22 protein-coding genes are annotated in these 25,767 nt (G+C 69.1%); 11 read left to right on the forward strand and 11 right to left on the reverse strand.

What is annotated here, in order from left to right:
- The first annotated feature begins 8 nt into the window (after positions 1 to 8).
- Entirely contained in the window at positions 9 to 1,820 is a 1,812-nt protein-coding gene (locus AC5RV3_RS13980) for an AMP-dependent synthetase/ligase (RefSeq protein ID WP_494122663.1), read from the forward strand.
- A gap of 10 nt (positions 1,821 to 1,830) precedes the next feature.
- Here the strand turns inward: AC5RV3_RS13980 and AC5RV3_RS13985 are convergent, their stop codons facing one another.
- Positions 1,831 to 3,192: a TIGR01906 family membrane protein gene (locus tag AC5RV3_RS13985; RefSeq protein ID WP_494122664.1), complete on the reverse strand. Its 1,362-nt coding sequence runs from the start codon at positions 3,190 to 3,192 to the stop codon at positions 1,831 to 1,833.
- 133 nt (positions 3,193 to 3,325) lie between these two features.
- Complete coding sequence (locus tag AC5RV3_RS13990; RefSeq protein ID WP_494113238.1) at positions 3,326 to 4,318, reverse strand: stage II sporulation protein M; 993 nt, start codon at positions 4,316 to 4,318, stop codon at positions 3,326 to 3,328.
- 109 nt (positions 4,319 to 4,427) lie between these two features.
- Here AC5RV3_RS13990 and AC5RV3_RS13995 point away from each other — a divergent pair, with 109 nt between their 5' ends.
- On the forward strand, positions 4,428 to 5,231 hold the full coding sequence (locus AC5RV3_RS13995; protein ID WP_494122665.1) for an RDD family protein: 804 nt from the start codon (positions 4,428 to 4,430) through the stop codon (positions 5,229 to 5,231).
- Between the two features lie 81 nt (positions 5,232 to 5,312).
- Here the strand turns inward: AC5RV3_RS13995 and AC5RV3_RS14000 are convergent, their stop codons facing one another.
- The 4 genes from AC5RV3_RS14000 to AC5RV3_RS14015 form a co-directional block, all read right to left on the reverse strand.
- A complete protein-coding gene (locus AC5RV3_RS14000; RefSeq protein ID WP_494122666.1) occupies positions 5,313 to 6,557 on the reverse strand; it encodes a L,D-transpeptidase in 1,245 nt (414 codons plus the stop codon).
- A gap of 188 nt (positions 6,558 to 6,745) precedes the next feature.
- The gene (gene ahcY, locus AC5RV3_RS14005) at positions 6,746 to 8,239 is read right to left on the reverse strand and encodes an adenosylhomocysteinase (RefSeq protein ID WP_494122748.1); all 1,494 of its coding nucleotides are present in this window, start codon (positions 8,237 to 8,239) and stop codon (positions 6,746 to 6,748) included.
- Positions 8,240 to 8,249: 10 nt separating this feature from the next.
- The gene (locus tag AC5RV3_RS14010; RefSeq protein WP_494113241.1) at positions 8,250 to 8,495 is read right to left on the reverse strand and encodes a Trm112 family protein; all 246 of its coding nucleotides are present in this window, start codon (positions 8,493 to 8,495) and stop codon (positions 8,250 to 8,252) included.
- Between the two features lie 122 nt (positions 8,496 to 8,617).
- Positions 8,618 to 9,007, reverse strand: coding sequence for a DUF3499 domain-containing protein (locus AC5RV3_RS14015; protein WP_494122667.1), 390 nt, complete (start codon positions 9,005 to 9,007; stop codon positions 8,618 to 8,620).
- A gap of 171 nt (positions 9,008 to 9,178) precedes the next feature.
- Here AC5RV3_RS14015 and AC5RV3_RS14020 point away from each other — a divergent pair, with 171 nt between their 5' ends.
- Positions 9,179 to 9,664 (forward strand): metallopeptidase family protein, encoded by a 486-nt coding sequence (locus AC5RV3_RS14020; RefSeq protein WP_494122668.1) that lies wholly within the window; start codon positions 9,179 to 9,181, stop codon positions 9,662 to 9,664.
- A 31-nt stretch (positions 9,665 to 9,695) separates the two neighbouring features.
- Here AC5RV3_RS14020 and AC5RV3_RS14025 read toward each other — a convergent pair whose 3' ends face one another.
- From AC5RV3_RS14025 to AC5RV3_RS14035, 3 genes are read right to left on the reverse strand one after another with little or no spacing between them, the layout of a single operon-like run.
- The gene (locus AC5RV3_RS14025) at positions 9,696 to 11,516 is read right to left on the reverse strand and encodes a DUF5719 family protein (RefSeq protein ID WP_494122669.1); all 1,821 of its coding nucleotides are present in this window, start codon (positions 11,514 to 11,516) and stop codon (positions 9,696 to 9,698) included.
- The gene (locus AC5RV3_RS14030) at positions 11,513 to 14,980 is read right to left on the reverse strand and encodes a glycosyltransferase (protein WP_494122670.1); all 3,468 of its coding nucleotides are present in this window, start codon (positions 14,978 to 14,980) and stop codon (positions 11,513 to 11,515) included. Before AC5RV3_RS14030 ends, AC5RV3_RS14025 begins: the two co-directional genes overlap by 4 nt.
- Positions 14,926 to 15,474 carry a WhiB family transcriptional regulator gene (locus AC5RV3_RS14035; protein WP_494113245.1) on the reverse strand — a complete coding sequence of 183 codons (549 nt, stop codon included), beginning with the start codon at positions 15,472 to 15,474 and terminating at the stop codon, positions 14,926 to 14,928. Before AC5RV3_RS14035 ends, AC5RV3_RS14030 begins: the two co-directional genes overlap by 55 nt.
- A gap of 273 nt (positions 15,475 to 15,747) precedes the next feature.
- Here AC5RV3_RS14035 and AC5RV3_RS14040 point away from each other — a divergent pair, with 273 nt between their 5' ends.
- On the forward strand, positions 15,748 to 16,443 hold the full coding sequence (locus AC5RV3_RS14040) for a TIGR03089 family protein (protein ID WP_494122671.1): 696 nt from the start codon (positions 15,748 to 15,750) through the stop codon (positions 16,441 to 16,443).
- A 25-nt stretch (positions 16,444 to 16,468) separates the two neighbouring features.
- Here the strand turns inward: AC5RV3_RS14040 and AC5RV3_RS14045 are convergent, their stop codons facing one another.
- A complete protein-coding gene (locus AC5RV3_RS14045) occupies positions 16,469 to 17,044 on the reverse strand; it encodes a GtrA family protein (protein WP_494113247.1) in 576 nt (191 codons plus the stop codon).
- Positions 17,045 to 17,192: 148 nt separating this feature from the next.
- Between AC5RV3_RS14045 and AC5RV3_RS14050 the strand changes: the two genes are divergently transcribed.
- The 5 genes from AC5RV3_RS14050 to AC5RV3_RS14070 all read left to right on the forward strand — a co-directional run bounded on the left by AC5RV3_RS14050 (position 17,193) and on the right by AC5RV3_RS14070 (position 23,076).
- Entirely contained in the window at positions 17,193 to 18,365 is a 1,173-nt protein-coding gene (locus AC5RV3_RS14050) for a 5-(carboxyamino)imidazole ribonucleotide synthase (protein WP_494122672.1), read from the forward strand.
- Positions 18,362 to 18,889, forward strand: a complete 528-nt coding sequence (gene purE, locus AC5RV3_RS14055; RefSeq protein WP_494122673.1) for a 5-(carboxyamino)imidazole ribonucleotide mutase — start codon at positions 18,362 to 18,364, stop codon at positions 18,887 to 18,889. The genes AC5RV3_RS14050 and purE overlap by 4 nt, the downstream gene beginning before the upstream one ends.
- Before the next feature lie 52 nt (positions 18,890 to 18,941).
- On the forward strand, positions 18,942 to 20,528 hold the full coding sequence (locus tag AC5RV3_RS14060; RefSeq protein ID WP_494122674.1) for an LCP family protein: 1,587 nt from the start codon (positions 18,942 to 18,944) through the stop codon (positions 20,526 to 20,528).
- Positions 20,529 to 20,764: 236 nt separating this feature from the next.
- The gene (gene manA, locus AC5RV3_RS14065) at positions 20,765 to 22,042 is read left to right on the forward strand and encodes a mannose-6-phosphate isomerase, class I (RefSeq protein ID WP_494122675.1); all 1,278 of its coding nucleotides are present in this window, start codon (positions 20,765 to 20,767) and stop codon (positions 22,040 to 22,042) included.
- Positions 22,039 to 23,076 (forward strand): lipid II:glycine glycyltransferase FemX, encoded by a 1,038-nt coding sequence (locus tag AC5RV3_RS14070; RefSeq protein ID WP_494122676.1) that lies wholly within the window; start codon positions 22,039 to 22,041, stop codon positions 23,074 to 23,076. The genes manA and AC5RV3_RS14070 overlap by 4 nt, the downstream gene beginning before the upstream one ends.
- A gap of 85 nt (positions 23,077 to 23,161) precedes the next feature.
- Here the strand turns inward: AC5RV3_RS14070 and glpX are convergent, their stop codons facing one another.
- The gene (gene glpX, locus AC5RV3_RS14075) at positions 23,162 to 24,151 is read right to left on the reverse strand and encodes a class II fructose-bisphosphatase (RefSeq protein WP_493988242.1); all 990 of its coding nucleotides are present in this window, start codon (positions 24,149 to 24,151) and stop codon (positions 23,162 to 23,164) included.
- A gap of 244 nt (positions 24,152 to 24,395) precedes the next feature.
- Here glpX and AC5RV3_RS14080 point away from each other — a divergent pair, with 244 nt between their 5' ends.
- Positions 24,396 to 24,989 carry a DUF4245 domain-containing protein gene (locus AC5RV3_RS14080; protein WP_494122677.1) on the forward strand — a complete coding sequence of 198 codons (594 nt, stop codon included), beginning with the start codon at positions 24,396 to 24,398 and terminating at the stop codon, positions 24,987 to 24,989.
- 61 nt (positions 24,990 to 25,050) lie between these two features.
- The gene (locus AC5RV3_RS14085; protein WP_494122678.1) at positions 25,051 to 25,665 is read left to right on the forward strand and encodes a carbonic anhydrase; all 615 of its coding nucleotides are present in this window, start codon (positions 25,051 to 25,053) and stop codon (positions 25,663 to 25,665) included.
- Positions 25,666 to 25,767 lie beyond the last annotated feature (102 nt).

A 25,767-nucleotide genomic window follows, 5' to 3' on the forward strand; every position in this document is an offset into this window, starting at 1 on the left:
GGCACGAAGTGCGCGAAGCAGTAACCGAAGTCCTGGCAGCGATGCCGGCCGGGTCGAACATCACCGACATCCTGGTGGCCCAGCATCAGCGCGACCCGCAGCGGGCCCTCTACGCGGTCAAGCGCAACGGGGCCTGGTCGGATGTTCCGGCCGCCGAGCTCCTGGCGCAGGTCAGCGCCGTGGCCAAGGGCCTGATGGCCTCGGGCATCGAAGCCGGAGACACCATTGCCGTGATGTCCAAGACCCGGTTCGAGTGGACGGTGGTGGACTTGGCCGGCTGGTTCGCGGGCGCGGTGGTGGTTCCGATCTACGAGACGTCATCCCCGCACCAGGTGCAGTGGATCCTGCAGGACTCGGCGGCGAAACTGGTGTTCGCCGAGGACGCCGCCAAGGCCGCGGTGGTGCGCCAGGCCATGTCCGGGCTGCCGGCCGGGCTCCCGGTGTGGCGGTTGGACGGGGAGGCCGAGGGGCTGGCTGAGCTCGAGGCCCGCGGAACCGCCGTCACCGACGAGGAACTGGAACTGCGCCGGACCTCCCGGGGCATGCACGACGCGGCCTCGCTGGTCTATACCTCGGGCACCACCGGGCGGCCGCGCGGCTGCATCATCACCCACGGCAACTTCGCGGAACTGGCGGTCAACACCGTGGAGTTCCTGGCGGACATCCTCAGGCGTCCGGACGCAAAATCGCTGATGTTCCTGCCGCTGGCCCACGTGTTGGCCCGGGCCGTGCAGGTGATCTGCCTGACCGCCGGAGTGAAGATGGGCCACACCTCGAGCATGGCCGAGTTGATCGAGGACCTGGGCACCTACCAGCCCACGTTCCTGCTGGTGGTTCCGCGCGTGTTCGAAAAGGTTTACGCCACCGCCCGGCAGAAAGCGCACGACGGCGGCAAAGGCAGGATCTTCGACACGGCGGCGCAGACGGCGGTCGCCTATTCACGGGCACGGGATGCGCAGGCACGCGGCACCGGCGCCGGGCCCGGCCTGGCGCTCAAGGCCCGGCACGCCGTGTTCGACAGGCTCGTCTACGGAAAGCTGCGCGCGGCGTTCGGCGGGCACGTGGAGTACACCGTCTCCGGCGCTTCCGCCCTGAATCCGAAGCTCGCGCATTTCTTCACCGGCATCGGAGTGCCGGTGCTGGAAGGGTACGGGCTGACCGAATCCACCGCCCCTGCGGCGGTGAACCTGCCCCGGGCCAACCGGATCGGCACCGTGGGACTGCCGTTGCCCGGCACCACCGTCAGAATCGCCGACGACGGCGAGGTCCTGATCAAGGGAATCGGGATCACCCCCGGCTACCACAATAACAACGAGGCCAATGCCGAGTACTTCCGGGACGGCTTCTTGTGCACGGGGGACGTCGGCACGTTGGACGACGACGGCTACCTCACCATCACCGGCAGGAAAAAGGAGCTGCTGGTAACGGCAGGCGGCAAGAATGTGGCTCCGGGCCCGCTGGAGGACGCGCTGCGCGAACACCGGCTCGTCTCCCAGGCGGTAGTGGTCGGCGAGGGACGCCCGTTCGTCGGGGCCCTGGTCTGGCTGGATGAAGAGGGCTTGGCGGGCTGGCTTGCCTCGGCCGGACGCGGCCCGGTCAGCGTGGCCGATGCCGCGGAAGACCCGGCGGTACTGGCCGAGCTGCAGCAAGCCGTGGACCAGGCCAACCAATTGGTCTCGCGGGCCGAGCAGATCCGGAAGTTCACGGTCCTGGGACAGGATCTCACCGAGGCCTCCGGGCACCTGACGCCGTCACTGAAGCTCAAGCGCGTCACGGTGCTGGAAGACTTCGCCGACGAGATCGAATCACTGTACCGCTAGGCCCTGCAGCTCAGTCCTGCTCGCGGGCGAGAAGCAGTTCGTGTCGGCGGCGCCGTTCTTCGGCAGCCGCGGCGCTCCGGTTACGGCGCCCGCGGGTCGGCCAGGTCAGGGCGAGCACCAGCGAGGAGACCATCAGAACCAGCAGGGCAATGACGATTCCGGCGTCCATCCAGAACTGTGCGGGGAAGAGGCGGATCAAGGTGTCGTCCACGAAGAAGGTCCAGGTGCCGTCGGCGAAGAAGATCCGGTGGAACTCGGTGAAGAACTGCTGCCAGTTGAGCGCCCCCAGGACGCCCAGCAGCAGGACCAGGATCAGCGTCGCGGCGGAACCGGCGAACAGGCCGCGCCGGATGCCTCCGTGGTAGCGACGGGCCAGGTAGACCGCCGCGACGACGGCCAGGAGCAGCAGGACCGCCCCGGCAATCATGGCCGCGAGGAACACGCCCTTCACGTCGGCCATGTGGCTGACCTCGGAGTCCAAAAACAGGCTTCCGCCGTTGGGGCCGGAGAGGTCTCCCAGGTACCGCGGGCCGGCGAAATTCAGCAAGTAGTCCACCGCATAGGAGCCGTAGGTCATCCGCTCCTCGGTGCTGAAGCCAAAGCTGTCTGCCGGGAACCCGGGACGGTGGTACTCGATCCAGAGGAACAGCGGCGTGGCCACCAGCCGGATGGCCCCGATGATCAGGAGCGGCGGGAACAGCACCGCCAGCACCACCTGCAGTATGCGTCCGGCCAGCGGTTTGGCGTTCATCCCCTCGTCGCGTTCGGTGGTGCGCCGGACAACCTCCGAGCGCGGCGGGCGTACCGAGAGCGCGCCGGTCGCCGGGTTCGCGTCACTGCCGCCGGCGGTTGCGGCGGTGCCGGCGGGCGGCGCTGGTGGCCGCGCCGGCAGCGGTCTCGGGGCGGCCGGGCCCTGGTCGACGGCGGCGGCTGTGCCGGTCCGCCGGGGCCCTCCGCCCGGAGCGGCAGCCGCTGCTCCGGCGGGATCCGGCCGTCCGGCCGCGGAACTGCCGGCGGCACCCCCGGCCGCCGCCGGGGCTCCGGACCGGGGTGCCTCTGCGGCGGCAGCATCTTCCCCTGCGGCCGGCGCGTCGGCGTCTAGCTGTGTGGACGCGTTGCTCCGGGGTTTCGTTCCGGCGCCGTCCAAAGCACCGCCGTTGCGCGCGGTGCCCTGGCCGTTCGACACGGCACTCAGATCCGGCAGCCTGCTGGGCCGCCGCATGGGAAGCGGGTTGGCGCCGTCCCGAAACCGGCCGTTGACCGCGGGGACCGGAGGCGCCGGAGCGCGCTCGGGTTCGATGCCAGGGCCTTCTCCCGGCCCTGTCCGTGCCCTGCGGTCGTCTCCGCCGGGGTTCACCTCTTCGACTGCCACGTCCGTCGCCTCTTTCTGTACCGCTGGCCTCTCTGCCTATGAGACTACCGCCGGCCGGCGACGCTTCACGGTTGCCACCCCGGGGCGGCCCACCCGGCCATCGCCGGTTCAGCCCCTGCCGACTCGACCGCGGCTACCCGGTGGCTGCGGCCTCGCCGGCGTCGAATCGGCCCAGGTCGCCGCGCTCCCCCGCCAGGTAGGCCCGCCGGCCCACGACAAGGGTGTAGATCCAGTAGGCGGCCAGCACCAGTACACCGATGCCCAGCCGCAGCCAGTCCGGCAGCGCGCTGGGGGTCACGAAGCCCTCGACGAGGCCGGAGATCAGGAGGACCAGGACCAGCCCCAGGGCTACGGTGATCAGCGACCGGCCTTCCCTGGCCAGTGATGCAGCGCGGGTGAGCCGGCCGGGCGAGACCCAGGACCAGAAGATCCGCAGTCCGGCGGCTCCGGCAATGAAGATTGCGGTCATTTCCATCAGCCCGTGCGGCAAAATGTAGATGAAGAAGACGTCCAGCCGGTCGTAGGCGGCCATCATCCCGCCGGCCATGCCCACGCCTTGGGCGTTCATGAACAGGATGTACGGCACCCATAGTCCGGTCACTCCGAAGGCCACCGCCTGCGCGGCGATCCAGGCGTTGTTGGTCCACACCATGCCGGCGAACGAGGCGTTGGGATTCTCCGAGTAGTAATTGACGAAGTCCTCTTCCACGTACTGCCGGATCTCCTCGTTGGAGCCCATCGCCTTGATCACGTCGGGGTTTCCCGCCACCCAGGCGCCGAACAGCCAGGCGACCAGGATGAACAGGGCGCCGATGATCACGGTCAGCCAGCGCAGGCGGTAGAACGCGGCCGGCAGGGACAACACGAAGAACTCCGCCACGTCCCGGGCGAAGTTGGAGCGCGCCCCCGTGAACCGCGTCCGGGCCCGCGACAGTCGGGTGGAGAGGGCCGCCGACAGTTGGCCCTCGGCGGCGACCGAGCGGATCATCGACAAATGGGTCGACGTGCGCCGGTAGAGCACGAGCAGTTCATCCGCCTCGGCGCCGGTGAGCTTTCGTTTGGCGCTCAGTTCGTCCAGCCGCTGCCAATCGTGCTCATGCACCGCGGCGAAGGCATCGATATCCACGCCCCTAGCCTATCCGTCGCCCGTCCAGGCTCCCGGCGGCGCCCGGCCGGACACCTCGGTCGATAGAGTGGAACCGGGCGCGGCACAGACCGCCCGGGAAAGGGATCCGATGAGCAACGTCATCACCGGCGAGGCGGTAGTGCTGGAACTGCGGCCGGCGTCGTTCGGCGTCCGGGCGCTGAGCTCGATCATCGACGTGGTGGCCAACGTGATCCTGCTGATCGCCGCCTTCGTGCTGCTGGCGGAAACCCTGGAGGTCGGGTTCGACGCCGCGGCCGCCCGGGCGCTGGTCATCGCGGTGGTGCTGTTCTTCCTGGTCGGCGTGCCCATCGCCGTGGAAACGCTCACGCGCGGCAAGTCGCTGGGACGCTGGATCATGGGGCTGCGGATCGTGCGTGACGACGGCGGTGCCATCCGCTTCCGGCATGCGCTCATCCGCGGCCTCGTGGCTGTCTTCGAACTGTATATCCTGCTCGGTTCGGTGGCCTTCATGGTGGCCCTGTTCAACGACAGGTCCAAGCGCCTTGGCGACCTGTTGGCGGGCACCTACAGCATGCGGGAACGCGTCGCGGTCATGCCGAAGGTCCTGCCGGAAATTCCCCCGCAGCTGGCCCCGTGGGTGAAGCTCGCGGACATGGGGCGGCTGCCGGAACCACTGGCCCGGCGGATTGTCCAGTTTCTCTCCCAGGCGCCCAAGATGATTCCGGCGTCCCGCGCGCGGTTGGCCACGGCCCTGGCCAACGAGGCCGCCGGCTATGTCTCTCCCCCGCCGCCGGCTGGGACGCCGCCGGAAATGTACCTGCTGGCAGTGATGGCCGAACGGCGCGAACGCGACTTTGCCCGGCTGGCCCGGCAGCAGCAACGCGCCGCCGAGCGCGGCGCCCGGCTGCATTCCCTGCCCTTCCGGGACTAGGAGCGGCCGCCGGGACTAGGGGCGGCCGCCGGGACTAGGGGCGGCCGCGCGGTCCGCCCGGCCGGGCGGACCGCGAAACGGCTAGCTCTTGTCCTGCGACGTCCAGGTCTTCCAATCCACGTTCCAGTCCCCGAAACCGTCCGTCGGATCCAGGAACCCGCCGTCGGTGTTGCGGATATCCACGATGTCCCCGGTCCGCATGGTCTCGTAGAAGTACCGGGCGCCGGCTTCGGACATGCCCACGCAGCCGTGCGAAATGTTGCGCACGCCCAAGGCCGAGGGGTCAAGGGTCGTGTGGACGAATTCGCCGCTGTTGCTCAACCGGCTGGCGTACTTGGCGTCAAACGGCTCGTACCAGTCCGGGTCTCCCGGTTTGAGCCCGATGCTGCGCGGGTTGAACGGAAGCGACGCATGCATGTCCATGATCGGGTGGATGCCCTTGCTGGACGGCCAGTTCGGGTCGCCCAGGGTAACCGGGAAGGTCTTGGCCAGCTCACCGCCCACGTAGATCTTCATGGTCTTGGTCTTGTTGTCCACGATCGCCCTGCGGTCATCGAGGATGTTGACGGTAATCTTCTCGTCGTTCATCCCGACCATGTTGTTGCCGAACTCCACGCCGAACAGTTTCATGTCCACGGTCACGGTGCTGTTCGGTTCCCAGTATCTTTCCGCACGGAAGCGGGCCTTCGTGTCCGAGTACCAGTAGAACTCGCCCTTCTGCCCGGCGGAGCTGGTGATGGAAATGGCCTTCTCCACCGCTTCCTTGTTCAGCACGGGTTCACTGAAATTGAACTCCAGCGGCTGGGCGATGCCCACGCTCTGTCCGTCCAGCGGATACATCCAGCCGTCGGCCTGGTTCGGTGCCAGCACGGTGGTGAAGCTCTGCTGCTTGGCGGTCTCGGTGCCGGCGCGGTCCACGAGCGTGTAGCCGAAGTCGTATTCGGTCAGGAACTCCAGGCGTTCCGTTGCCTTCCATTGGCTGCCGTCCGCGGACAGTTCGCCGGCGATCGGTTCGCCGCCCCCCGCCGGCGTTAACACCACATTCTTGATCGTGGCGTTCTTGGCGGTGATGGTGGCCACGGTGGCCGGATTGACTTCCACGGCTTTGTCTTCCGGGGTGACTCCGACCGACATCGCCTTGACGACCGGCTCCGAGAAGCCCGGCCGCTCGGCCGGCGCGGCGGCGAACACCCGTCCCAGCTGGGAGGCGAAAGTCGGCGACGCCATGGCCGCCGCAGTGACGGCCGCGGCCGCGGCCACCAGCACTCCGATGATGCACAGCAGGGCAATCTTGAGGCCCTTGCGCTTCTTTTTATCCTCAGTCATCCCAACCCAACTCACGAGACCTCGGCGGCATGTGCTCGCCGCTGAAGGGCACAGCAGCACCCTGTTTCCATCGTAGGGCGCGCGAAGCCGAAGGACGCGTCATTGCGGGCGGGTCCGCCCAACAATCCGGTAACCATTAGCCGGACGGCCAACGGCGGGGCGCTCCGCCGTTAGCCGTCCGGTCCCGATCAGTAGCGGTAATGGTCCGGCTTGTACGGGCCGGCGACGTCCACGCCCAGGTACTCGGCCTGTTCCTTGTTCAGTTCGGTGAGTTCGACGCCGAGTGCGCCCAGGTGCAGCCGGGCGACCTTCTCGTCGAGCACCTTCGGCAGCACGTAGACCTGGTTGGCGTATTCGGGCTCGCCGGTGGCCGAGCCCTCGGCCGGCTTGCCGTGCTTGGTGAACAGCTCGATCTGCGCAATGGTCTGGTTGGCGAAGGAGTTGCTCATGACAAACGAAGGATGCCCGGTGGCGTTGCCCAGGTTCAGCAGGCGGCCCTCGGAGAGCACGATGATGGAGCGTTCGGTCGCCAGGCCGGCATCGAAGACCCATTCGTGGACCTGCGGCTTGATCTCCACCTTCCGGACACCCTCGACGTTGGCCAGGCCTGCCATGTCGATCTCGTTGTCGAAGTGGCCGATGTTGCCCACGATGGCCTTGTCGCGCATCTTCACCATGTCGGACGCCATGATGACGTCCTTGTTGCCGGTCGTGGTGATGAAGATGTGGCCCTCGCCGACGACCTTGTCCAGGGCGGTGACCTGGTAACCGTCCATGGCGGCCTGCAGGGCACAAATCGGGTCGATCTCGGTGACGACGACGCGGGCGCCCTGGCCGCGCAGCGCCTCCGCCGCGCCCTTGCCGACATCGCCGTAGCCGCAAACCACGGCGGTCTTGCCGCCCATCAAAACGTCGGTGGCCCGGTTGATGCCGTCCGGCAGCGAATGGCGGATGCCGTACTTGTTGTCGAACTTGGACTTGGTCACCGCATCGTTGACGTTGATCGCCGGGAACAGCAGCTGGCCCTGCTCCGCCAGCTGGTAGAGCCGATGCACGCCGGTGGTGGTTTCCTCGGTGACGCCGCGGATGCCGGCGGCGACCCGGGTGAACTTCTGCGGGTCCTTGGCCAACGAGGCGCGCAGCACGTCCAGGATGATCGTGTACTCGTGCGGGTCGTCGGCGGTGGCCGAGGGGACGGCACCGGCGGCTTCGAATTCGGCGCCCTTGTGCAGCAGCAGGGTGGCATCGCCGCCGTCGTCCAGAATCATGTTCGGTCCCAGCTCGGGGTTCTCGGCGGCACCCGGCCAGGTCAGGATCTGCTCCGCCGTCCACCAGTATTCTTCGAGCGTTTCACCCTTCCAGGCGAAAACCGGCACGCCCTGCGGCTCTTCCGGCGTGCCCTTGCCCACCACGACGGCGGCGGCGGCCTCGTCCTGGGTGGAGAAGATGTTGCAGGAGGCCCAGCGGACCTCCGCTCCGAGTGCAGTCAGGGTTTCGATCAGGACCGCGGTCTGCACCGTCATGTGCAGGGAACCGGCGATCCGGGCGCCGGCCAGCGGCTGGGCCTCGCCGAACTCCGCGCGCAGTGCCATCAATCCCGGCATCTCGTGCTCCGCCAGGCGGATCTGGTGGCGGCCGGCGGCTGCCAGCGAGAGGTCCTTGACCTTGTAATCGAACGTCACAGTCATGCTCCTAAGCGTCGTCAGCGGGGCCGTCGTTGGGGGAAGCAGCGGCGCCGTCGTTGGTTGAATCAATGGCGCCGGCGGCCGGGGCGGCTTGCGGCAGCAGCACCGGGATGCCGTCTTCGATCCGGTAGCGCAGCCGGGCTCCGGCGGCGGTGCGGCCGGTCGAGACCAGCTCGTCGCCCTCCTGGGCGAGTGATGAACCGGTGCCCGGGCAGCGCAAAACCGCCAGCAGTTCGGGGGTCAGATGTGCCATGCAATGGTGTCCTTTGATCTCCAGCAGCTTCGGCTGCGTCCGCTTCCGGGGCGGCGGTGCGGGGGTTCGCAACGGACGGCAGTTGCCGGCACGGCGGGCTGTCCGCGTCCCAGCGTATCGCCCTACGGTTGTCCGCGCAGAATGCGCAGGTGTCCGCGTCGGGTGCCGGCAGCACCTGCCGGAGGCTCCAACGGCTCACGCTGGCCGCGCGGCTGGGGCGCCTCGTCGGGCGCGTCCGGCGTGCGGGCGGCCTCGCGCACGGCGTCGGCCAAGGCCAACAGGTCGTCGGGGTTGGGGACCGGCGCCTGCTCCGGCAGGGCCAACCGCATGACTTCCCAGCCGCGGGGCACGGTCAGCCGTTCGGCGTGCTCGGCGCACAGGTCGTAGCAGTGCGGCTCCGCGTAGGTCGCCAGCGGGCCCAGGACGGCAGTGGAATCGGCATACACGTATGTCAAAGTAGCGATGGCCGACCGTTGACAGGCCGAGCGTGAACATTGACGAAAGGATCCCACGAGAGAGCATCCTACTCCCGGCCTCCCTCCTTCCGGACCACCGGCGCGGGCCGGTGAAGAAAAGATTAGGTCACAATCGGGTCGCGCCGGACGCCGCTCCCCCGGACGCTCCGGCGCACCGGCTGCGGGGGCCGGGTGCCTTATTCCGGTTCCCGGGCTTAAAGTCGGTATATGGACAACGGACCATCACTGACCCTCTCGCTGGATAGCGACGGCGGTGGCTGGCGCCGTCCGTTTGCCGCACGACGCCGGAACCGCCGCGGGCGCGGGCTGCGCGGCGACCTGCTGCCCGCCAACCTGCCCGGCCATCTGACCAGGTCGGAACAGTTCGAGCAGTGGGTCTCGGAGTCCGCCGAGCGGCTGGCGTACTTCTGGGGGGAGCGGGTCGAAGCAGCCCAATTCGTGGTCGAAGACATTCCGCCCCGCCTCGAGGAGCTGCTGGCCAGCGGCCAGGCCGCGCCGCTGGGCAGCTTCACTCCGGCCTCGCCGGGCCGCCCGGCGGTGGTGACAGTGTTCCGGCAGCCGGTCCAGACGGCCGCCCGGCTGCGGGCCGAGCTTCCGGAGCTCATCCACGATGTGGTGGTGGAGCAGACCGCGCAGCTGCTGAACATGGCACCGGAAGCGGTTGACCCCGGTTACGGCCGGACCCGCCCCTGATCGGGCGTTGCGGTCCCGGCGCCCCGTCTTCCTAATACCCGATGTCGACCGGCACGGCGTTCTGCGCCTGCGTCCCGGCGGGCACCGGCAGGACCGCAACATCGGGTGCACCGCCGTCGGTCAGGACCTGGGCACCGTAGACGGCTTCGCCGGAGGCGCTGATCAACAGGGCCGCGGCGTCGGCCTTGGGATCCAGGGTCACGGTGGTTCCGGCGGGGACGCTGACCACCTGCTTCTCGCCCACCTTGCCTTTCAGATCCACCGGGGTGATTTCCACCGTGGCGTCCCCGGACGGCGCGCTGAAGGCCATCCTGGAGCTGACACCGCCCGGCACGACTGCCAGATGGTTGCTGCCAAGGCGACCGGCGGCAGGTGACCACCCGAAGTCCACCGGTTCGCCCGTCTCGGTTGCCCTGCTGACCCGTGCGGCGGCAGCGATGGACACGTCGGCGCTGATTTCGACGGAATACGTGCCGGCGGGCAGGGACTCCAGCGGCACCCTGGTGACGCTGCCGGCCGCCGCGGTGATGACGCCGCCGCCCGGGAGGCCGACCGGCCCGTCCGAACCGAACACGCGCACTTCCAGGACCGCGTCGGTCACGCCGGGCACCGCCACCTCCAGCGCCGGCGCGGCGTTCCCGTAGCCGTCCTGGCCCCGGATCGCCCGTGCCAGTTTCTCGTCCTGGACGGTGATTCCCGTGACCACCTGGCGCGTTCCGGCCGGGGCAGACGCCTGCAGCAGCTCGACGCCGCCGGGGGTCAGCTGACGCAGGATGCTCTGCTGGATGAAGCCGGTCACCGGGCCGCCGGAGGACTGCACGCGCACGGCCAGCGATTCCTGGTTCGCGGCCACGCCCGCCAGCACGATGGAACGGGACTCCCCCGGGGCGACCAGCAGCCCGCGGGTGCCCGGAGCCTGGATCTGCCCCTCGGAGGAGATCAGTTCGAGGTCAACCGAGGACGGGGTCTGGGAACCGTTGTGCAGTTTCAACACGGAGGTGGTCCCCACGGTGGTGGAGGCGCCGAGCAGCCAGAAATCATTGGCAGGTGCCATGCAGTTGGCCGCGGCCAGTCCGCGCAGGTCGCCGTCGGAGGCACGGTAGGTCATTGCCGCACCGGCCAGCGCCGTGGACTCCCCCATCGGGGCCGCCCGCAGCACGGTGGGGGCGGACAGATCCTGTCCGGACACCACGGACGCCACCATCTTGGTCTCGCCGGATGACTTTTCCGTCGGTTCGGCGATGCGCGCAAGCGGGGTGCCCGCCCCCAGTTCCGTCAACTCGCTGCCGGGGACGTTGCCGCCGAGGTCGCTGAGCACCAGGGCCCTGGCCCGGGTCTGCGCCGTGGTAGAGACCGGGCTGAACTGGGGATCGGTGTCTTCGGCGGCAGTGTCGAGCAGCCGGAGAGGCTCCGGGCAGACGGCGGTGTAGTCCCCGGCCGGGACGGCGGCGGACACGGGCGGGCGCTCGGCGGCCGCGCCCGGCACGTCCACCAGGCTGCCGGCGGCTACCGCCGCTCCGGTCAGCAGCAGAAGGCCCGCTCCGGAGACGGCGCCCAGCGTCCGCCGCCCGCCGCCGCCCTTGGGCGTGCCGCTTGCGGTGGAACTGCCGGAGCGTGCGGCCGCCTTGCCGGCAGCGGCATCGCGTGTGCGGTCCCGCCGCGCAGCCCGCTTGGCGGCCTTGCGGTCGGCCGGCTGATCCGGCTCGGCCTTGCGGTCGACCGGCTGCGCAGGCTCGGCCACGCTTTCGCGCTGCGGCTGGCCGCCGTCCTGTGCGGATTGGGCGGCGGCGGTTGCACCGGTCCCTGCGTCTGTCGCCCGCGGCTCCTCGCCGCGGCCACCCGTCTCGGTCATCCTTGCTGTCCTTTTCCGGCCAAGGCAACTGCCGCGCCGTCGCCCGGGTCCTCGAATGCTGCCCTGCGCAGTTCAGCGGTGCCGGCATCCGCCCCCGTGGTCTTGATGTGGTCGACCCGGCGCGGCACGAACCGACGGCGCGCCGGGATCGGTATGGCGAGCAGGACGGTCAGTCCGATGGCGAGCACCTGGAGGATTCCGATCCACGGCGACCAGGGGCTCGAATAGCCGATCTTCACGGTACCCGCTGCTGCCGGCACTTCAAACGCCTGGGCCCAGCCGTCCTGCGACGGTTCCAGCCGCTGGCCGTTCAAGGTAGCCGTCCAGCCCGGGTCGGTCCGCTCGGCCAGGATCAGTCGTCGTCCGGGCTCGCCGGCGGGAATCTCGCCGCCCGCCGCTGTCCAGCCGGACGGCACAGTTTGCAGCAGGTCGCCGTTGGCGTCGACCAGGCGCACCCTGGCGGTCAGTTGGCCCGCCGCGGTGCCGTCCTTGCCCGTCGTTCCGACGACCCGCCACAGCCAACCGGAGTCGGTGCGTCCCACCGAGGTCAGTCCCGGCACGGCGTCGATGCGGCCGGCCAGCAGTTCGGCTGCCGTGTCGGATTCCTGCAGCACCACGAAGTCCACGCCGAGCCGCACCAGGGAGGGCCGCGGATCCACGCCGGTGCCCGCCACGATGACAGCTACCGTGTTCCGCAGTTCGGAGTCGGCGTCGTCGTCGGTGCGCACCTGGGCTTCGGTCAGCGGACCGGCCAGGGCCCGCGCCGAATAGATCGCCGACAGCTGGTCCAGGGTGGTGCCGCTGCCGTGCATCACGGCCGCCGTCACCGCACCGCCGGTTCCCGCCGTCAACACGAGCGCACGCGCCTGCTCCGGCCCGGTCCCGCTGTCAGCGGAGGTGGCCGGCAGCGTCCGGTCGGCCCCGGGCGCCACCGTCAGGTGCGTGCCGAAATCCGTCAGCGTCCGCGTCTCGCTGGACGATGTGTAGCCGGTGAACTGGGGCACCAGCCAGTGCGCCAGGCTCACCACCGGCCCCAAGGCCATGAGGACGGCGGCGGCCACCGCCACGCTGCGCCGCAGGCCGGACGCCGGGCGCCCCGAGGCGGCCAGGTCGTGCCGCATTCGGTCTCCGGCGATGAGGGCCGCGCCCAGGAGCAGGAACAGGGCCAGCGACACAAAGGGACCGGTGAACGGGGTGACCACGGCTCCCGGTGCGACGGCGGTGGCCACCATCGACGAACCGAGGGAGGCCGCGAGGGTCAGGAACGCGCCGAGCCAGAGCAGCCGAGCGCGGCCGGCCCCCTTGCCCATGACCGCCCCGGCCACGGCCACCGCGAGCATCGGCACGGCGACGACGAGCGCGTAGAGGAGCGCCCACGGCCCCTCGGCCAGTTCCTCCAGCATCCCGGCTCCGGCCAGCCCGTCGGCGGGGCCGAAGGCGAGCGGGAAGCCCATCAGCTGCTGCCACAGCGGGGCGGCGTGGAAGGCCAGCGGCAGGCCGGGATCACCCAAGAGCGCGCGCGGCTCGTCCAGCCCGGCCGCGAACATCGGCAGGGCGAGTGCCAGCGGCGGGATGAGCGCCCACCAGACGGTTTTGGCCCGGCGGCGCAAGGCCAGCATCAGGACGGCAATAAAGACGACAACCACCGGCAGCAGCGCCGGCGCCGACGCCGTGATGCCGGCCAGGCAGAGTCCGGCCGCCGCCGCGGCGGTCCATGAGGGATTGCCGTTGATGCCGGGCTTGTGCACGGCTTCGTGCGGCAGCAGCGGCCGGTTGGCGTCGGCGCGCTGCACGGCGGAGCCGGTGGCGCGCAGCAGGCCGAGAACGGCCCACGGGATCAGCAGGTGGGCAATCAGCGCGCCCAGCCGGCCGGTGCCCAACGCGACCTGGAACGCCGGAACGCTCGCCCAGAACATGGCGGCCCAGAAGCGCAGGCCGCGCCGCTGCGTGAGCGCCCCGGCGGCGAACCAGGCGCCGGCGGCGGCCAACGGCATGGCCAGCAGCACCAGCGTCAGGACGGCGGCAGAGCCGTTCCCCAGACCCAGCACGGCCAGGACAGCCAGGACGTAGCCGAAGGGGTCCCCGTGCCCGGGGACGCCGGAACCAAGCGAGATCCACCAGCTTGACGCGTTGTGCCAGATTTCCGCCACGGTGGCCGAGACCGGCAGCAGTCCGCCGCCCACCAGCGCCGGTGCCCCGAAGAAGTCAAACATGCCCACCGTGGACACGAGGGCCAGCACGACGGCGGCGGCCACCAGTCCCGTACCGACCCAGGTCCGGGCGGGCGCGGCGAGGGCGGCGAAGTCGTCGGATCCGCCGGTGGGCTGGTCGCTGCTGCCGGCGTCCGAGCCGGAGCCGTCGCCCACTACGCCGACGGCGAGCTCGGGCCGCAGCGACTCGGCGAGTGAGCGCCGGTAGGCCCAGACCTCGCGCCGCGGGACCATCAGCGGGCGCACTATCCCCCGCGAGGCCTTGCGGGTCTTGGCCGCCTGCCGCCGGGAAGCGAAGAAGCCTGCGGGACGGAACAAGGCGGCCAGGGTGGCACCGAGTTGCCGCAGGCCGTGCATCGGGTCTTTGGCCACCACCGAGGCCAGGAAGGTGTACACCCCGCCGAGCAGGGCTCCGATCCACAGGAACGGTACCTGCCACCACGCCGCATGCTTTAGCCGCAGGTGGATCTGCGCCTTGCGGGCTTCCCTTGCGGTGCCTTGGCCGCCGGTGCGGGTGGCATGGCGGACCCTCGCGGTAGGAACAACCACCACGCGGTGGCCGGCCAGGCGGTTCCGCCAGCACAGGTCCACGTCATCACCGGTACCGGGCAGGGCAGGATCAAACCCACCCAGCTCGTCGAAGACGTCGCGGCGCACCAGCATGCCGGCGGAATTGACCGCGAAGAAGTCGCTCCGGCCGTTGTACTGGCCCTGGTCCATCTCATCTACGTCGATCATGGTCAGCCGCTCGGCCCAGCGGCTCACGGTCAGGCCCACGTCGACCAGTCGGCGCGGGTTGTCCCAGTCCACCTGTTTGCAGCCGGCGATGGTCACCGACGGCGCCGTTTCCACGGCGAGCAGCAGTTCCTCGAGCGCGTCGGGGTCCGGCGCGGCATCGTCGTGCAGCAGCCACAGCCATTCCTGTGCCGGACCGTCGTCAACGGCCTGCTTGGGCAGCTCGGCCAGTCCCACCCGCACCGCGGCGCCGAAGCCGGCGCGGGTGGAGGCCGCGGCCACCGGGCTTCCGGCGGGCAGCTGCGCGCGCAGCAGGTCAGCGGACTCATCGGACGACCCGGTATCCACCCCGATGTGGACATCGGCGGGTCTCGTCTGCCGGGCCAGGGCGGCCAGGGTTTGGGGCAGGTAGGAAGCGCCGTTATGGGCTACCACAACGGCGGTGACGCGAACTTGCTGCTGAATTAGAGTGCTCTTTTCCGTAGCCGGCGGCGCTCGCGCTCCGACAGCCCTCCCCAAATGCCGAAACGCTCGTCATTGGCCAGCGCATACTCCAGGCACTGCGAGCGCACCGTGCACGCACCGCAGACCTTTTTCGCGTCGCGGGTGGAGCCGCCCTTCTCCGGGAAGAACGCTTCCGGGTCCGTTTGGGCGCACAGGGCATCGGCCTGCCAGCCGAGTTCACCCTCGTCCTCATAGCCGGCGCCGAAGCCCGGCAGCCCGATCCACAGCGGTTTCGGTGCAGGATCGGCCTCGGCCGGTTCCCGGAGCAGGCGGGGAGCAGTCAGCTCCAGCACCTCGGCACCGGGTCCCTCCGCCAACGCTTCGTGCGCCGCGAGGAAGGCGGTGGCCGCGTCCTCGAGCGTCTCTTGGCTGGATTCGCGGAAGCGCTCTGCCGCCGTCGGATCGGCCGGATCCACATACCAGTCTGCCGGTACGCCGCGCGATCCGTGCGGTGCCGAAGCCTGCGCTTCAAGCTCCCGCCGGTGCGCACTACGTTCTGCCTGCCCCATCAGCCCTCCCGGAGTTCCTGTACCAGCGTGATGCTAGATTCATGTCCAGCGCTGGATCTCAGCGCCGGACACAAGCATGCTGTTACACGTTTAATAACTAATTACATGGGTGTAATACGTTCAAGTCAAGCGCCGGCGGGAATCTTAGAGACCCGGCAGCCAAATCCGCGTACGCCACGCGAGGACTTGCCTCCGTGATGTGCGTCACAATCGAACCCGTGCCGGCGTCAGCCCGCGTCCGGCCGCGCCAGGAACCCGACCCTAAGGAGCACCGTGAGCACTACCGCCACGATCACCGATCTGCTTGCCCGGCTGCGCCCGGACTCCTCCCCCTGCCTGGTCTGGTACGGGCCGCAGGGAGAACGCGTCGAGCTGTCCGGCCGGGTGCTGGACAACTGGGTGGCCAAGACGGCGAACCTGCTGGCCGAGGAGCTGGACGCCGGAGAGGGAACGAGCGTGGGTCTTCGGATGGAGCCGCACTGGCGGTCGTTGGTCTGGGCGCTGGCCGCGTGGCAGGCGGGCGCCACGGTCCGGCTGGACGAGGGCGCCCGGACCGCCGATGTGGTGGTGGCGGCGGATCCCACCCTCCTGGGGCAGGACAGCGGCCCGCATCAGGTCGTGGTCGCCCTCGGGGCGCTCCAGCTGCGCTGGCCCGGGGAATTGCCCGACGACGTCTTGGATTACGCTGCGGAGGTTCGGACCTACGCGGACGACTATCTGGGGATGGATTCCTTGGCGGCAAACGGCTTGGCCCTGGAGTACGACGGCGGGTCCCTCACCTTCGCCGAGCTTCTGGGCCGGCCGACAGCCGGCAGGACCCTGCTGGTGCCGGCGCAAACCCCCTGGCCGGATGTGCTCCGCGAAGCCTTGGCAACGTGGCAGGGCGGCGGCACGGTCGTGCTGGTGCACCCGGAGGTAGGGGTAACCCAACGGTTGTTGGACAGCGAGCGGGTCACCGTTCAACTGTGACCCGACGATCCGGCCCGGACCCTGCCTAGCCGCGCGCAGTGCCCGACGACTGGGGGCCGTCGACCTCCGGTGCAGCGTCCGCGGGAGGCTGGGGGGCGGCCTGCTCCTCGTGGTGGCGTTCGAAGATCTTGCGGTCGGCAGCGAACTCCGGCTCGGCGTCCAGCTCAACGTTGAACACCAGGAACCGGTAGGCGAAGAAGCGCATGACAGTGGCCAGGACCGTCCCGACGATCCCCGCGAACAGCAGCATGGTCCGGTCCGTCACCTCCAGCGGGTAGCGGGCTATCCACACGCAGCCGGCGGAGACCACCATCCCGATCACATTGATGACGATGAACAGCACCAGTTCGCGCAGCACGTTCGCCTGGCGGCGATGACGGAACGTCCAATAGCGGTTGGCTACCCAGGAAAACAGTGTCGCCACGGAGGCGGAAACGAACCGCGCCTTCACCACGCTGTCGTCCATGGGCCCGTTGATCAGCCACCAGTACACGCCGTTGTCCACGATGAAGGCGATCCCGCCGACCGTGCCGAACTTCGCCACTTCCCGCCAAAAAAGGGAAACGATGGCGCGCAGGCGCTCGGAAATAGTTCGATTCATGATCGAAGGTGGATCCCTTTCGCTCGGATGCCGGAGCAGTGCCGGCCGACGCACTATTGTATTGCTCCAGTCTGGGCGTTACCTAGGACGTCCCCGCCGCGGGAAGCGCAATGCCGCTCGTCCGGGGCCTGTTCGGTACCCTGACTAGGTGAGTTTTCCAGTGATCGGCGTAGTGGGCGGCGGCCAGCTTGCCCGAATGATGGCACCGTGTGCGGTAGAGCTCGGCTTTGAACTGCGTGTTCTGGCCGAGGCCGCCGATGTTTCGGCGGTCCCGGCGGTGGCCACGGCACCGGTGGGCGACTACCGCGACCTGCAGGCGCTGCGCGAATTCGCGCAGGGCCTGGACGTGATGACCTTCGACCATGAGCACGTCCCCACCGAACATCTGCAGGCCTTGATTGCGGAAGGCGTCAACGTGCAGCCGCAGCCGGATGCGCTGATCCATGCGCAGGACAAGCTGGTCATGCGGGCGGTGGTGGACAAGCTGGGGCTGCCAAACCCGGCATGGGCGTCTGTCTCCGGAGTCGACGAGCTGGTTGCCTTCGGCGGCAAGATCGGCTGGCCGGTGGTGCTGAAAACGCCGCGGGGAGGCTACGACGGCAAGGGAGTGCGGATCATCCGCGACGCGGCCGCAGCCGTCGAAGCGGCCGACTGGTTCACCGGCGGCGCGCTGCTGGTGGAAGAAAAAGTCGAGTTCAGCCGGGAGCTCTCGGCGCTGGTAGCCAGGACTCCCTCCGGCGAAGCGCGGGCCTGGCCGGTGGTGCACACCATCCAGGTCAACGGCGTCTGTGACGAAGTGATCGCGCCGGCGCAGGAGCTGCCGGAGGACGTCGCCGAGGCTGCCAAGCAGGCGGCGCTTCGGCTGGCCGACGAGCTGGGCGTGACCGGCGTGATGGCCGCCGAGTTGTTCGCCACCCCGGGACGCGGAGCAGGCTTCGTGATCAACGAACTGGCCATGCGTCCGCACAACACCGGCCATTGGACCCAGGACGGGTCGGTCACCAGCCAGTTCGAGCAGCACCTGCGGGCGGTCCTGGATCTGCCGCTGGGCGATACGTCCCTGCTCGGTGGCGTCGTCGTCATGAAGAACTATCTGGGCGGCGCAAATACGGATCTGTTCTCGGCCTACCCGCGCGCGCTGGCGGCCGAACCGTCCGTCAAGCTGCACGGCTACGGCAAGTCGGTCCGTCCCGGCCGGAAGATCGGCCATGTCAATGTGGTGGGCCGCGATGCGTCCCAGGTCGAGGAACTGCGGCGGCGCGCAAACCGTGTGGCGGCGATTGTCCGTGACGGCGTGGACCCCCAGGAAGGCAAACCATGAACAACAAGCCGGTAGTCGGGGTCGTGATGGGGTCGGATTCCGACTGGCCCGTCATGGAGGCCGCCGCACAGGCGCTGGAGGAATTCGGCGTCCCCTACGAGGCCGACGTCGTCTCCGCGCACCGCATGCCGGAAGACATGATCGGTTACGGCCGTGACGCGCACTCCCGGGGGCTCCGGATCATCATCGCCGGCGCCGGCGGTGCCGCGCACCTGCCCGGCATGCTCGCCTCCGTGACCCCGCTGCCGGTGATCGGGGTGCCGGTGCCCCTGAAGTACCTGGACGGCATGGACTCCCTGCTCTCCATCGTGCAGATGCCCGCCGGCGTACCGGTGGCCACCGTGTCCATCGGCGGAGCCCGCAATGCCGGCCTGCTGGCCGTGCGGATGCTGGCAGCCGGCGGCGACGACTTGGCCGCACGGCTGCAGCCGGCCCTGCTGGAGTTCGCTTCCGGCCTGCGCCAGGCCGCCTACGACAAAGGAGCCGCGCTGCGTGAACGCGTAGCCGGCTCCGGCGAGGCCTAGGAAGGTGGGTCCCCAGCCGCCCAGGCGGGCGTCGGGGTCTTCGGCGCGCGGGGTGACCGATCCGGTCCGCTACCCCCAGCACGCTCCGGCACCGGTGCGCACCAAGCGCGCCTTCGTCCTGCTGCTGCTGACCCTGCTCGTCCCGGGCAGCGCCCAAATCGTGGCCGGGGACCGCAGGCTGGGCCGGCGCGCCCTGGGGGTGACGCTGCTGGCCTGGGCCGCCATCCTGGCCGCGGCCGTCATGGCCGTGGTGAACTGGCCGCTGCTGGTGAACCTGGCGACCGACCGATGGGGTTCGCTGGCGCTGATTGTGGTGCTGGCGGCGCTGGCGCTGTTCTGGGCGTTCCTGTTTTTGAACACCCTGCGCATTATCAGGCCAAACCTGCTGGCCCCGGGAGCCAAGCCGGCGGTGGCGGTGACGCTGGTTGCCCTGATGGTGCTCACCAGCGGCAGCCTGGGCTACGCCGCCTACCTGCTCAACGTGAGCCGCAACGTCTTCAGCAGCATCTTCGAAACCCGGCCCGCGTTCGACCCGGTGGACGGCCGCTACAATTTCCTGCTGATGGGCGGCGACGCCGGTGCCGGACGGGTCGGGCTGCGGCCGGACAGCATCCAGGTGGTCAGCGTCGACGCGAAGACCGGCCAGACCGTCATGTTCGGCATCCCGCGCAACTTCCAAAACGCCCCGTTCCCGGCAGACTCTCCGATGCGCGAGGTCTATCCGGAAGGCTTCAGCTGCGGTGACGAGTGCATCATCAACGCCCTGTACGTCGACGTGGAGCAAAACCACGCCGACCGTTACCCGGATGCCAAGAACCCGGGCGCGGAAGCCATGAAGGACGCCGTGAGCGGGATCCTGGGCATCGAGATCCAGGCGTATGCCCTCGTGGACATGGACGGCTTCGAAGCCCTGGTGGACGCGATGGGCGGCATCACGGTGAACGCCGGCGGCTGGGTGCCCATTTCCAACAGGACCATCCCCGGCACCAATCAGCACTACCCGCCGAAGGGCTGGATCGCCCCGGGCGTCCAGGAGCTCGACGGATACCACGCCCTCTGGTACGCCCGCTCCCGCGAATTCGCCACCGACTATGACCGCGTCCAGCGCCAGCAGTGCGTGATGTCCGCGATGGTCAAGCAGCTGGACCCGGCAACGGTGCTGACCCGCTTCCAGCAGTTGGCCGAAGCCGGCGAACAGGTCGTCGAAACGGACATTCCCAGTTCCCAGCTGGGCAGCTTCGTCTCGCTGGCGCTGAAGGCCAAAGACCAAAAGGTGAAGCGCCTGACCATCGGACCGCCGGACTTCGGCACCGCGGCGGAGAACTTCGTCACCTACCCGGACTTCTCCGTGATCCATCCCCGTGTTCAGGAGATGTTCACCCAGGAAGAGCAGACTGGGCAGAAAGATCCCAAGGACGACGGCGACGGCGGCGGCCCGGGTGCCGGCGGCGGAGAAACCACCGCCGGCGAGGGCGGGGCCGGCCCGGCGGACGAGCCGGCACCGGAACCGGCCGACGCCCCGGAGGCGCCGGCGGAGCCACAGATCACCGCGGAGTACCTCCAGCAGCTGGCCGAGATTGGCGATACGGCTACGCTCGGTGCCCTGGTGGCCAACAACGGCAAGTGCTCGGTCCCCTGATCCCGCTGCGGGAGGACCCGGGTTTCACGGGTGCCGCCGGACCCGGTCCCGCGGCTCAAGCGCCCGGGTGTCGTGCCGGTGCCGGGTCCGCTCCGCCTGCGCCCGGATACTTCGCTCCGACCTGATGTTGTGCTCGTCCGGCGGCGTCCGCCCGGTCCGGTGCGGACGGGCGGCATGCTGCTTCGGCGCGGGGTCTGAGAGGATCGTTTGGAACAAGGACGAGGAAGAGGCTTCACATGTATCGGTTGACGAATGTACTGCGTCCCTATGCCTGGGGTTCGACGACGGCGATTGCCGAGCTGTTCGGGCGGGAACCGTCCGGCGGGCCGGAAGCCGAACTCTGGATCGGCGCGCACCCCGACTCCCCGTCAAAGGTGCAGCTGGCCAGCGGTGAACGGCCGCTCGACGAGTTCATCAGGGAGAATCCCGGCGCCGCCCTGGGCGAGACGGTCCTGGGCATGTTCGGTGCCACGCTGCCGTTCCTGACCAAGGTCCTGGCCGCCGATTCCGCGTTGTCGCTTCAGGTCCATCCCACGCTTGAGCAGGCGCGCTTGGGGTTCGCCGCGGAGAACGCCGCCGGCATCTCCTTCAACGACCCGCAGCGCAGCTACCGGGATGACAACCACAAGCCGGAGATGATCTTCGCGCTCAGCGACTTCCAGGCGCTGTGCGGCTTCCGTCCCCCGCGCGATGCGGCGCGGCTGCTGGGCGGGTTGAAACCACGGCTGGCAGACGCCGGCGCGGCCGTGGACCTTTTGGACGAGGTGCTGGAACTGCTGGACGGCGGCGACGAGGAAACGGCCCTGCGCGGTGCTTTCGTGGCGCTGCTCGACGGCGGAGAGCGCTCCACCCGGCTAGCCGCGGACACGGCCCGCATGCTGGCGGCGGCGCCGGCCGGCAGCCTGGGCAGCGAATACGCAGCAGTCGCCCGCCTGGGTGAACTCTATCCGGGCGATCCCGGCGCATTGATCTCGCTGCTGCTGAACCTGGTGGTCCTCTCCCCCGGCCAGGCACTGTGCCTGCCAGCCGGAAACATCCACGCTTACCTGCAGGGCGTCGGGGTGGAGGTCATGGCGACCTCGGACAACGTGCTGCGCGGCGGCCTCACCCCGAAGTACATCAACGTGCCGGAACTGGTGAAGATTACCGACTTCCGGCCGATTGCCCCGCCCATGGTGCAACGGACCATGACGGATGCCGGCCAGGAACTCTACTGCCCGCCCTTTGCCGAGTTCCAACTCCAGCGCATCGAACTGGCCGACGGCGGCAGCCCGGTACCGCTGGCCCAGCACGGTCCCGCGATCGTGCTGGCGGTGTCCGGGAGCGTGCTGCTGGACTCACCGAAGTCCGACCTGACCCTCGGCCGCGGCGAGGCGGCGTTCATCCCGGACACCGAACAACCGGTGAACGTTCATCCGGCCGGCGACACAGGAACGGGTGCCGTGTTGTTCGCGGTCACCACCTCGGGCAGCACACATGAATTCGACCAACAACGAACGGGAGCCACACTTTGACCGCTTCGATCCTGCAGTCCGCGCCGTGGGCGGACTTTCAACGCAGCCTGGGCAAACAGGTTTTCGAACGCAGCGGTGACGGCTGGGCCTTCCTGGCCATCGCGGAAAAGACGCCGTTGGGCCGGTTCCTGTACGTTCCGTACGGCCCGGCGGCGGACGACAACGCCGCTCTGATCCGCGCGCTGGCCGCCCTGCGCTCCCTGGCCGCGGAAGAGCGCGCCCACTACGTGCGGATCGAACCCGTCGGCACTGACCTCGGCCAGCGGCCGCAGGCGGCGCTGCAGTCGCTGGGCCTGGTCAAGGCACCGGTGGACGTCCAGCCGAAACTGACCTGGATGCTGGACCTGAGCCAGCCGGAAGAGGACCTGCTGGCCGGCATGCGCAGCACCAGCCGTAACCTGTACCGCAATATCCACAAGAAGGGCGTCACGTTCGATGTCTCCGCCGACCCGGACGACATCGGCATCCTGCTGGGTTTCCTGCACGACGTCTCCGGGCGCGCGGATTTCAAGGCCCAGTCCGACGACTACCTGCGGCACGCCGCCCGGACCCTGGTGCCGGCCGGCGCGGCCAAACTCTTCATCGCCCGGTTGGACGGGCAGCCCATTGCGGCCGCGCTGTCCTACGACACGGAGACCACACGGGTGTATGCGCACGCCGCCGCGGACGACGCCCACCGCAAGCTCAACGCCGGGATTCCGCTCGTGGTGACCATGATGATGGACGCCCGCGCCGCCGGCATCCGCCACTTCGACATGTGGGGCGTCAGTCCCGAGGACGAGCCCGACCACCCGTGGGCCGGTTTCTCCCGGTTCAAGCGTTCCTTCGGCGGCTACGAGGTCAGCTATCCGGGCAGCTGGGACCTGCCCGTCAACCAGCTCATGTACCGGGCTTACCTGCTCTCGCGCTCGGCCCGCGAGGCGGTCACCCCCGCCGTGCACAAGGTCCGCACCTCGGTGCTGCCCGCCGCCGGCAAGGCGCGCAACGCCGTCGGGCCGGCCTTGCGGAAACTGCGCGGCAAGCTCCCCCGCTGACCGCCCACGGATCGGCCGAAAACGAAGAAACGAAAACCCCGCACCGGCGCAGGCCGGTGCGGGGTCTTCCTGTCCTTGCGGGTGGCTAGAGCTTCCGCTCGAAGCGGTCCCACTTGTATTCCTGGTGCTCGCCCTCGACGAAGCGGATCGTGCCGGACTTGGAGCGCATCACGATCGACTGCGTCAGCACCTTGTGGTTTTTGTAGCGGACTCCGCGCAGCAGGTCGCCGTCAGTGATGCCGGTGGCCACGAAGAAGCAGTTGTCGCTGGTGACCAGGTCATCGGTGGTCAGCACCCGGTCCAGGTCGTGGCCGGCGTCGATGGCCTTCTGCTTTTCCTCGTCGGTGGTCGGCCAGAGCCGGCCCTGGATCACGCCGCCCAGGGACTTGATGGCGCAGGCCGTCACGATGCCCTCCGGGGTGCCGCCGATGCCCATCAGGACGTCGACGTCGGTGCCTTCGCGGGCGGCCGCGATACCGCCGGCAACGTCGCCGTCCATGATGAACTTGGTGCGCGCGCCGGCGGCGCGGATCTCCTCGACGTACGGCTTGTGCCGGTCGCGGTCCAGGATCATCACGTTGATCTGGTTGATCTTCTTGTTCTTGGCCTTCGCGATCAGGTGCAGGTTCTGCTTGATGGGCAGCCGCAGGTCCACCAGGTCCGCGGCTTCGGGCCCGGTGACCAGCTTCTCCATGTAGAACACGGCCGAGGGGTCGAACATGGTGCCGCGCTCGGAGACGGCCAGCACGGAGAGCGCGTTGTTGATGCCCAGCGCCGTCAGCCGGGTGCCGTCGATCGGGTCCACGGCGACGTCGCACTCGGCGCCGGTGCCGTCGCCCACCTTTTCGCCGTTGAACAGCATCGGGGCCTCGTCCTTTTCGCCCTCGCCGATCACGACCACCCCGTTGAAGCTGACGGTGGACAGGAACGCGCGCATGGCGTCCACAGCCGCGCCGTCGGCGGCGTTCTTGTCCCCGTAGCCGACCCAGTGGCCGCCGGCGATGGCCGCGGCTTCGGTGACGCGCACCAGTTCCAGCGCCAGGTTTCGGTCCGGCTCGTTGTCGCCGACGCGCATCGACGGCGGGAAGTTGGAAAAGGGGTCAGCCTGGGCTTCTTGGGACACTTCGACCTCATCTTCGAGTAGCTCTTCAGACAGCACCGGCTGCGGTGCCGTGACGGATGCATCCGCGGTGCGAACATCTTCCATTGCTTTCGATCATAGTCGTCAGCACGCCGGGAGCCAGCGTGCGGGCCGCTCCGCCCGCCCGCTCGCGCGAGGGCGTGTGCGCACAACGGCGGGGATCTGAGATCATGGGACGGTGAGTGAAGCGCGTCCCGAAGAATCGTCCGAGTTGCCTGTCAAGCCGGTGTTGACGGCGAAGCAGGCCAATCGTGCGAAGGCGCCGGTGGTCGGCATGCTGATGGCCGTGGGGCTCTCCCTGGCCGTGCTGCTTCCGGTGATGTTCCTGAACCCGGGCAGCAAGCCCGGAGTCTACGAACGTAATATTGACGTGCCTGGGGTGGCCCTGCAGGCCGAATCCACGGCGGGTTACCGGCCGCTCGCCGTTGACCTCCCGGAGGGCTGGACGGCCAACTACGCCCGGTGGAATACCGGGGGCACCGCCCAGGTGGCAGCGTGGGAAGTCGGCTACATCACCCCCGGCGAGGAGTACATCGGACTCATTCAGACCGACAAGGCCAACCCCACCTGGATTGGCCAGGCGACCGACAACGCGCCGGTCACCGGGGACCGCGAGGCGGGTGCCACCTGGGAACTGCGCGATGCCGGCGCGGGCGAGCGCAGCCTCGTGCTGGAGCACGGCGGCTTCACCGTCATCCTCACCGGCACGGCGGAGCTGGACGAATTCGATGTCCTGGCCACCGCCGTCGTCGAAGAACTGGACAGCAACTAACCCCGCCCCGACACGGCAACGGGTGCGCGGGACAGGCCCCGCGAAGCAGTAAGGTTGCTTCGTGCCCACCTCACTGACTCCCGCCCAGGCCTGGCAAAAACTCATCGACGGCAACGCCCGCTTCGTGGCAGGCGAGTCCGTCCACCCGAACCAGGACGCCGCGCGGCGCAGTTCACTGGTCAACGAACAGCATCCGTTCGCCATCATCTTCGGCTGTTCCGACTCGCGGCTGGCTGCCGAAATCATTTTCGACCTGGGACTGGGCGATGCCTTCGTGGTCCGCACCGCCGGCCATGTCCTCGGAGACGCGGTGATCGGTTCGCTCGAGTACGGCGTGGACGTGCTCAACGTTCCGCTGATTGTCATCTTGGGCCACGACAGCTGCGGCGCCGTGATCGCGGCAAAGAACACGATAGACACCGGCGAAATGCCGCGCGGCGGCCTGCGCGACCTCGTGGAGCGGATCACGCCGTCGGTGTTGGCTGCCCGGCGTGCCGGCCTCGACGACCTCAACGACATGGTGATCGAAAACGTGCGGCAATCCTCCGAACGCCTGCTGGACAGTTCGCGGGCCATCTCGGAGGCGGTCGAGGCCGGCCGCACGGCCGTCGTCGGCGTCGCCTACCGGCTGGCGGACGGCCGCGCCGAGCTCGTTGCAGGGCACGGAGCGCTCTAGCCGCGCCCCGGGCAGGACAGGTCCTGCCCGGGGCTGCAGGCGCCGTCGCCGCACCGTCGGGTAGGCCGCCGCCGGGCCGCAACACAATTCGGAACCGGTGCG

The organism is Arthrobacter sp. Y3221114 (assembly GCF_059092625.1).

Excerpts from the sequence above, each read along its gene's own strand:
- AC5RV3_RS13995 (WP_494122665.1), top strand. The coding sequence starts at position 4,428 with ATGAGCAACGTCATCACCGGCGAGGCGGTAGTGCTGGAACTGCGGCCG.
- AC5RV3_RS14000 (WP_494122666.1), bottom strand. The coding sequence starts at position 6,557 with ATGACTGAGGATAAAAAGAAGCGCAAGGGCCTCAAGATTGCCCTGCTG.
- AC5RV3_RS14010 (WP_494113241.1), bottom strand. The coding sequence starts at position 8,495 with ATGGCACATCTGACCCCCGAACTGCTGGCGGTTTTGCGCTGCCCGGGC.
- AC5RV3_RS14020 (WP_494122668.1), top strand. The coding sequence starts at position 9,179 with ATGGACAACGGACCATCACTGACCCTCTCGCTGGATAGCGACGGCGGT.
- AC5RV3_RS14025 (WP_494122669.1), bottom strand. The coding sequence starts at position 11,516 with ATGACCGAGACGGGTGGCCGCGGCGAGGAGCCGCGGGCGACAGACGCA.
- AC5RV3_RS14035 (WP_494113245.1), bottom strand. The coding sequence starts at position 15,474 with ATGGGGCAGGCAGAACGTAGTGCGCACCGGCGGGAGCTTGAAGCGCAG.
- AC5RV3_RS14045 (WP_494113247.1), bottom strand. The coding sequence starts at position 17,044 with ATGAATCGAACTATTTCCGAGCGCCTGCGCGCCATCGTTTCCCTTTTT.
- purE (WP_494122673.1), top strand. The coding sequence starts at position 18,362 with ATGAACAACAAGCCGGTAGTCGGGGTCGTGATGGGGTCGGATTCCGAC.
- manA (WP_494122675.1), top strand. The coding sequence starts at position 20,765 with ATGTATCGGTTGACGAATGTACTGCGTCCCTATGCCTGGGGTTCGACG.
- glpX (WP_493988242.1), bottom strand. The coding sequence starts at position 24,151 with ATGCGCGTCGGCGACAACGAGCCGGACCGAAACCTGGCGCTGGAACTG.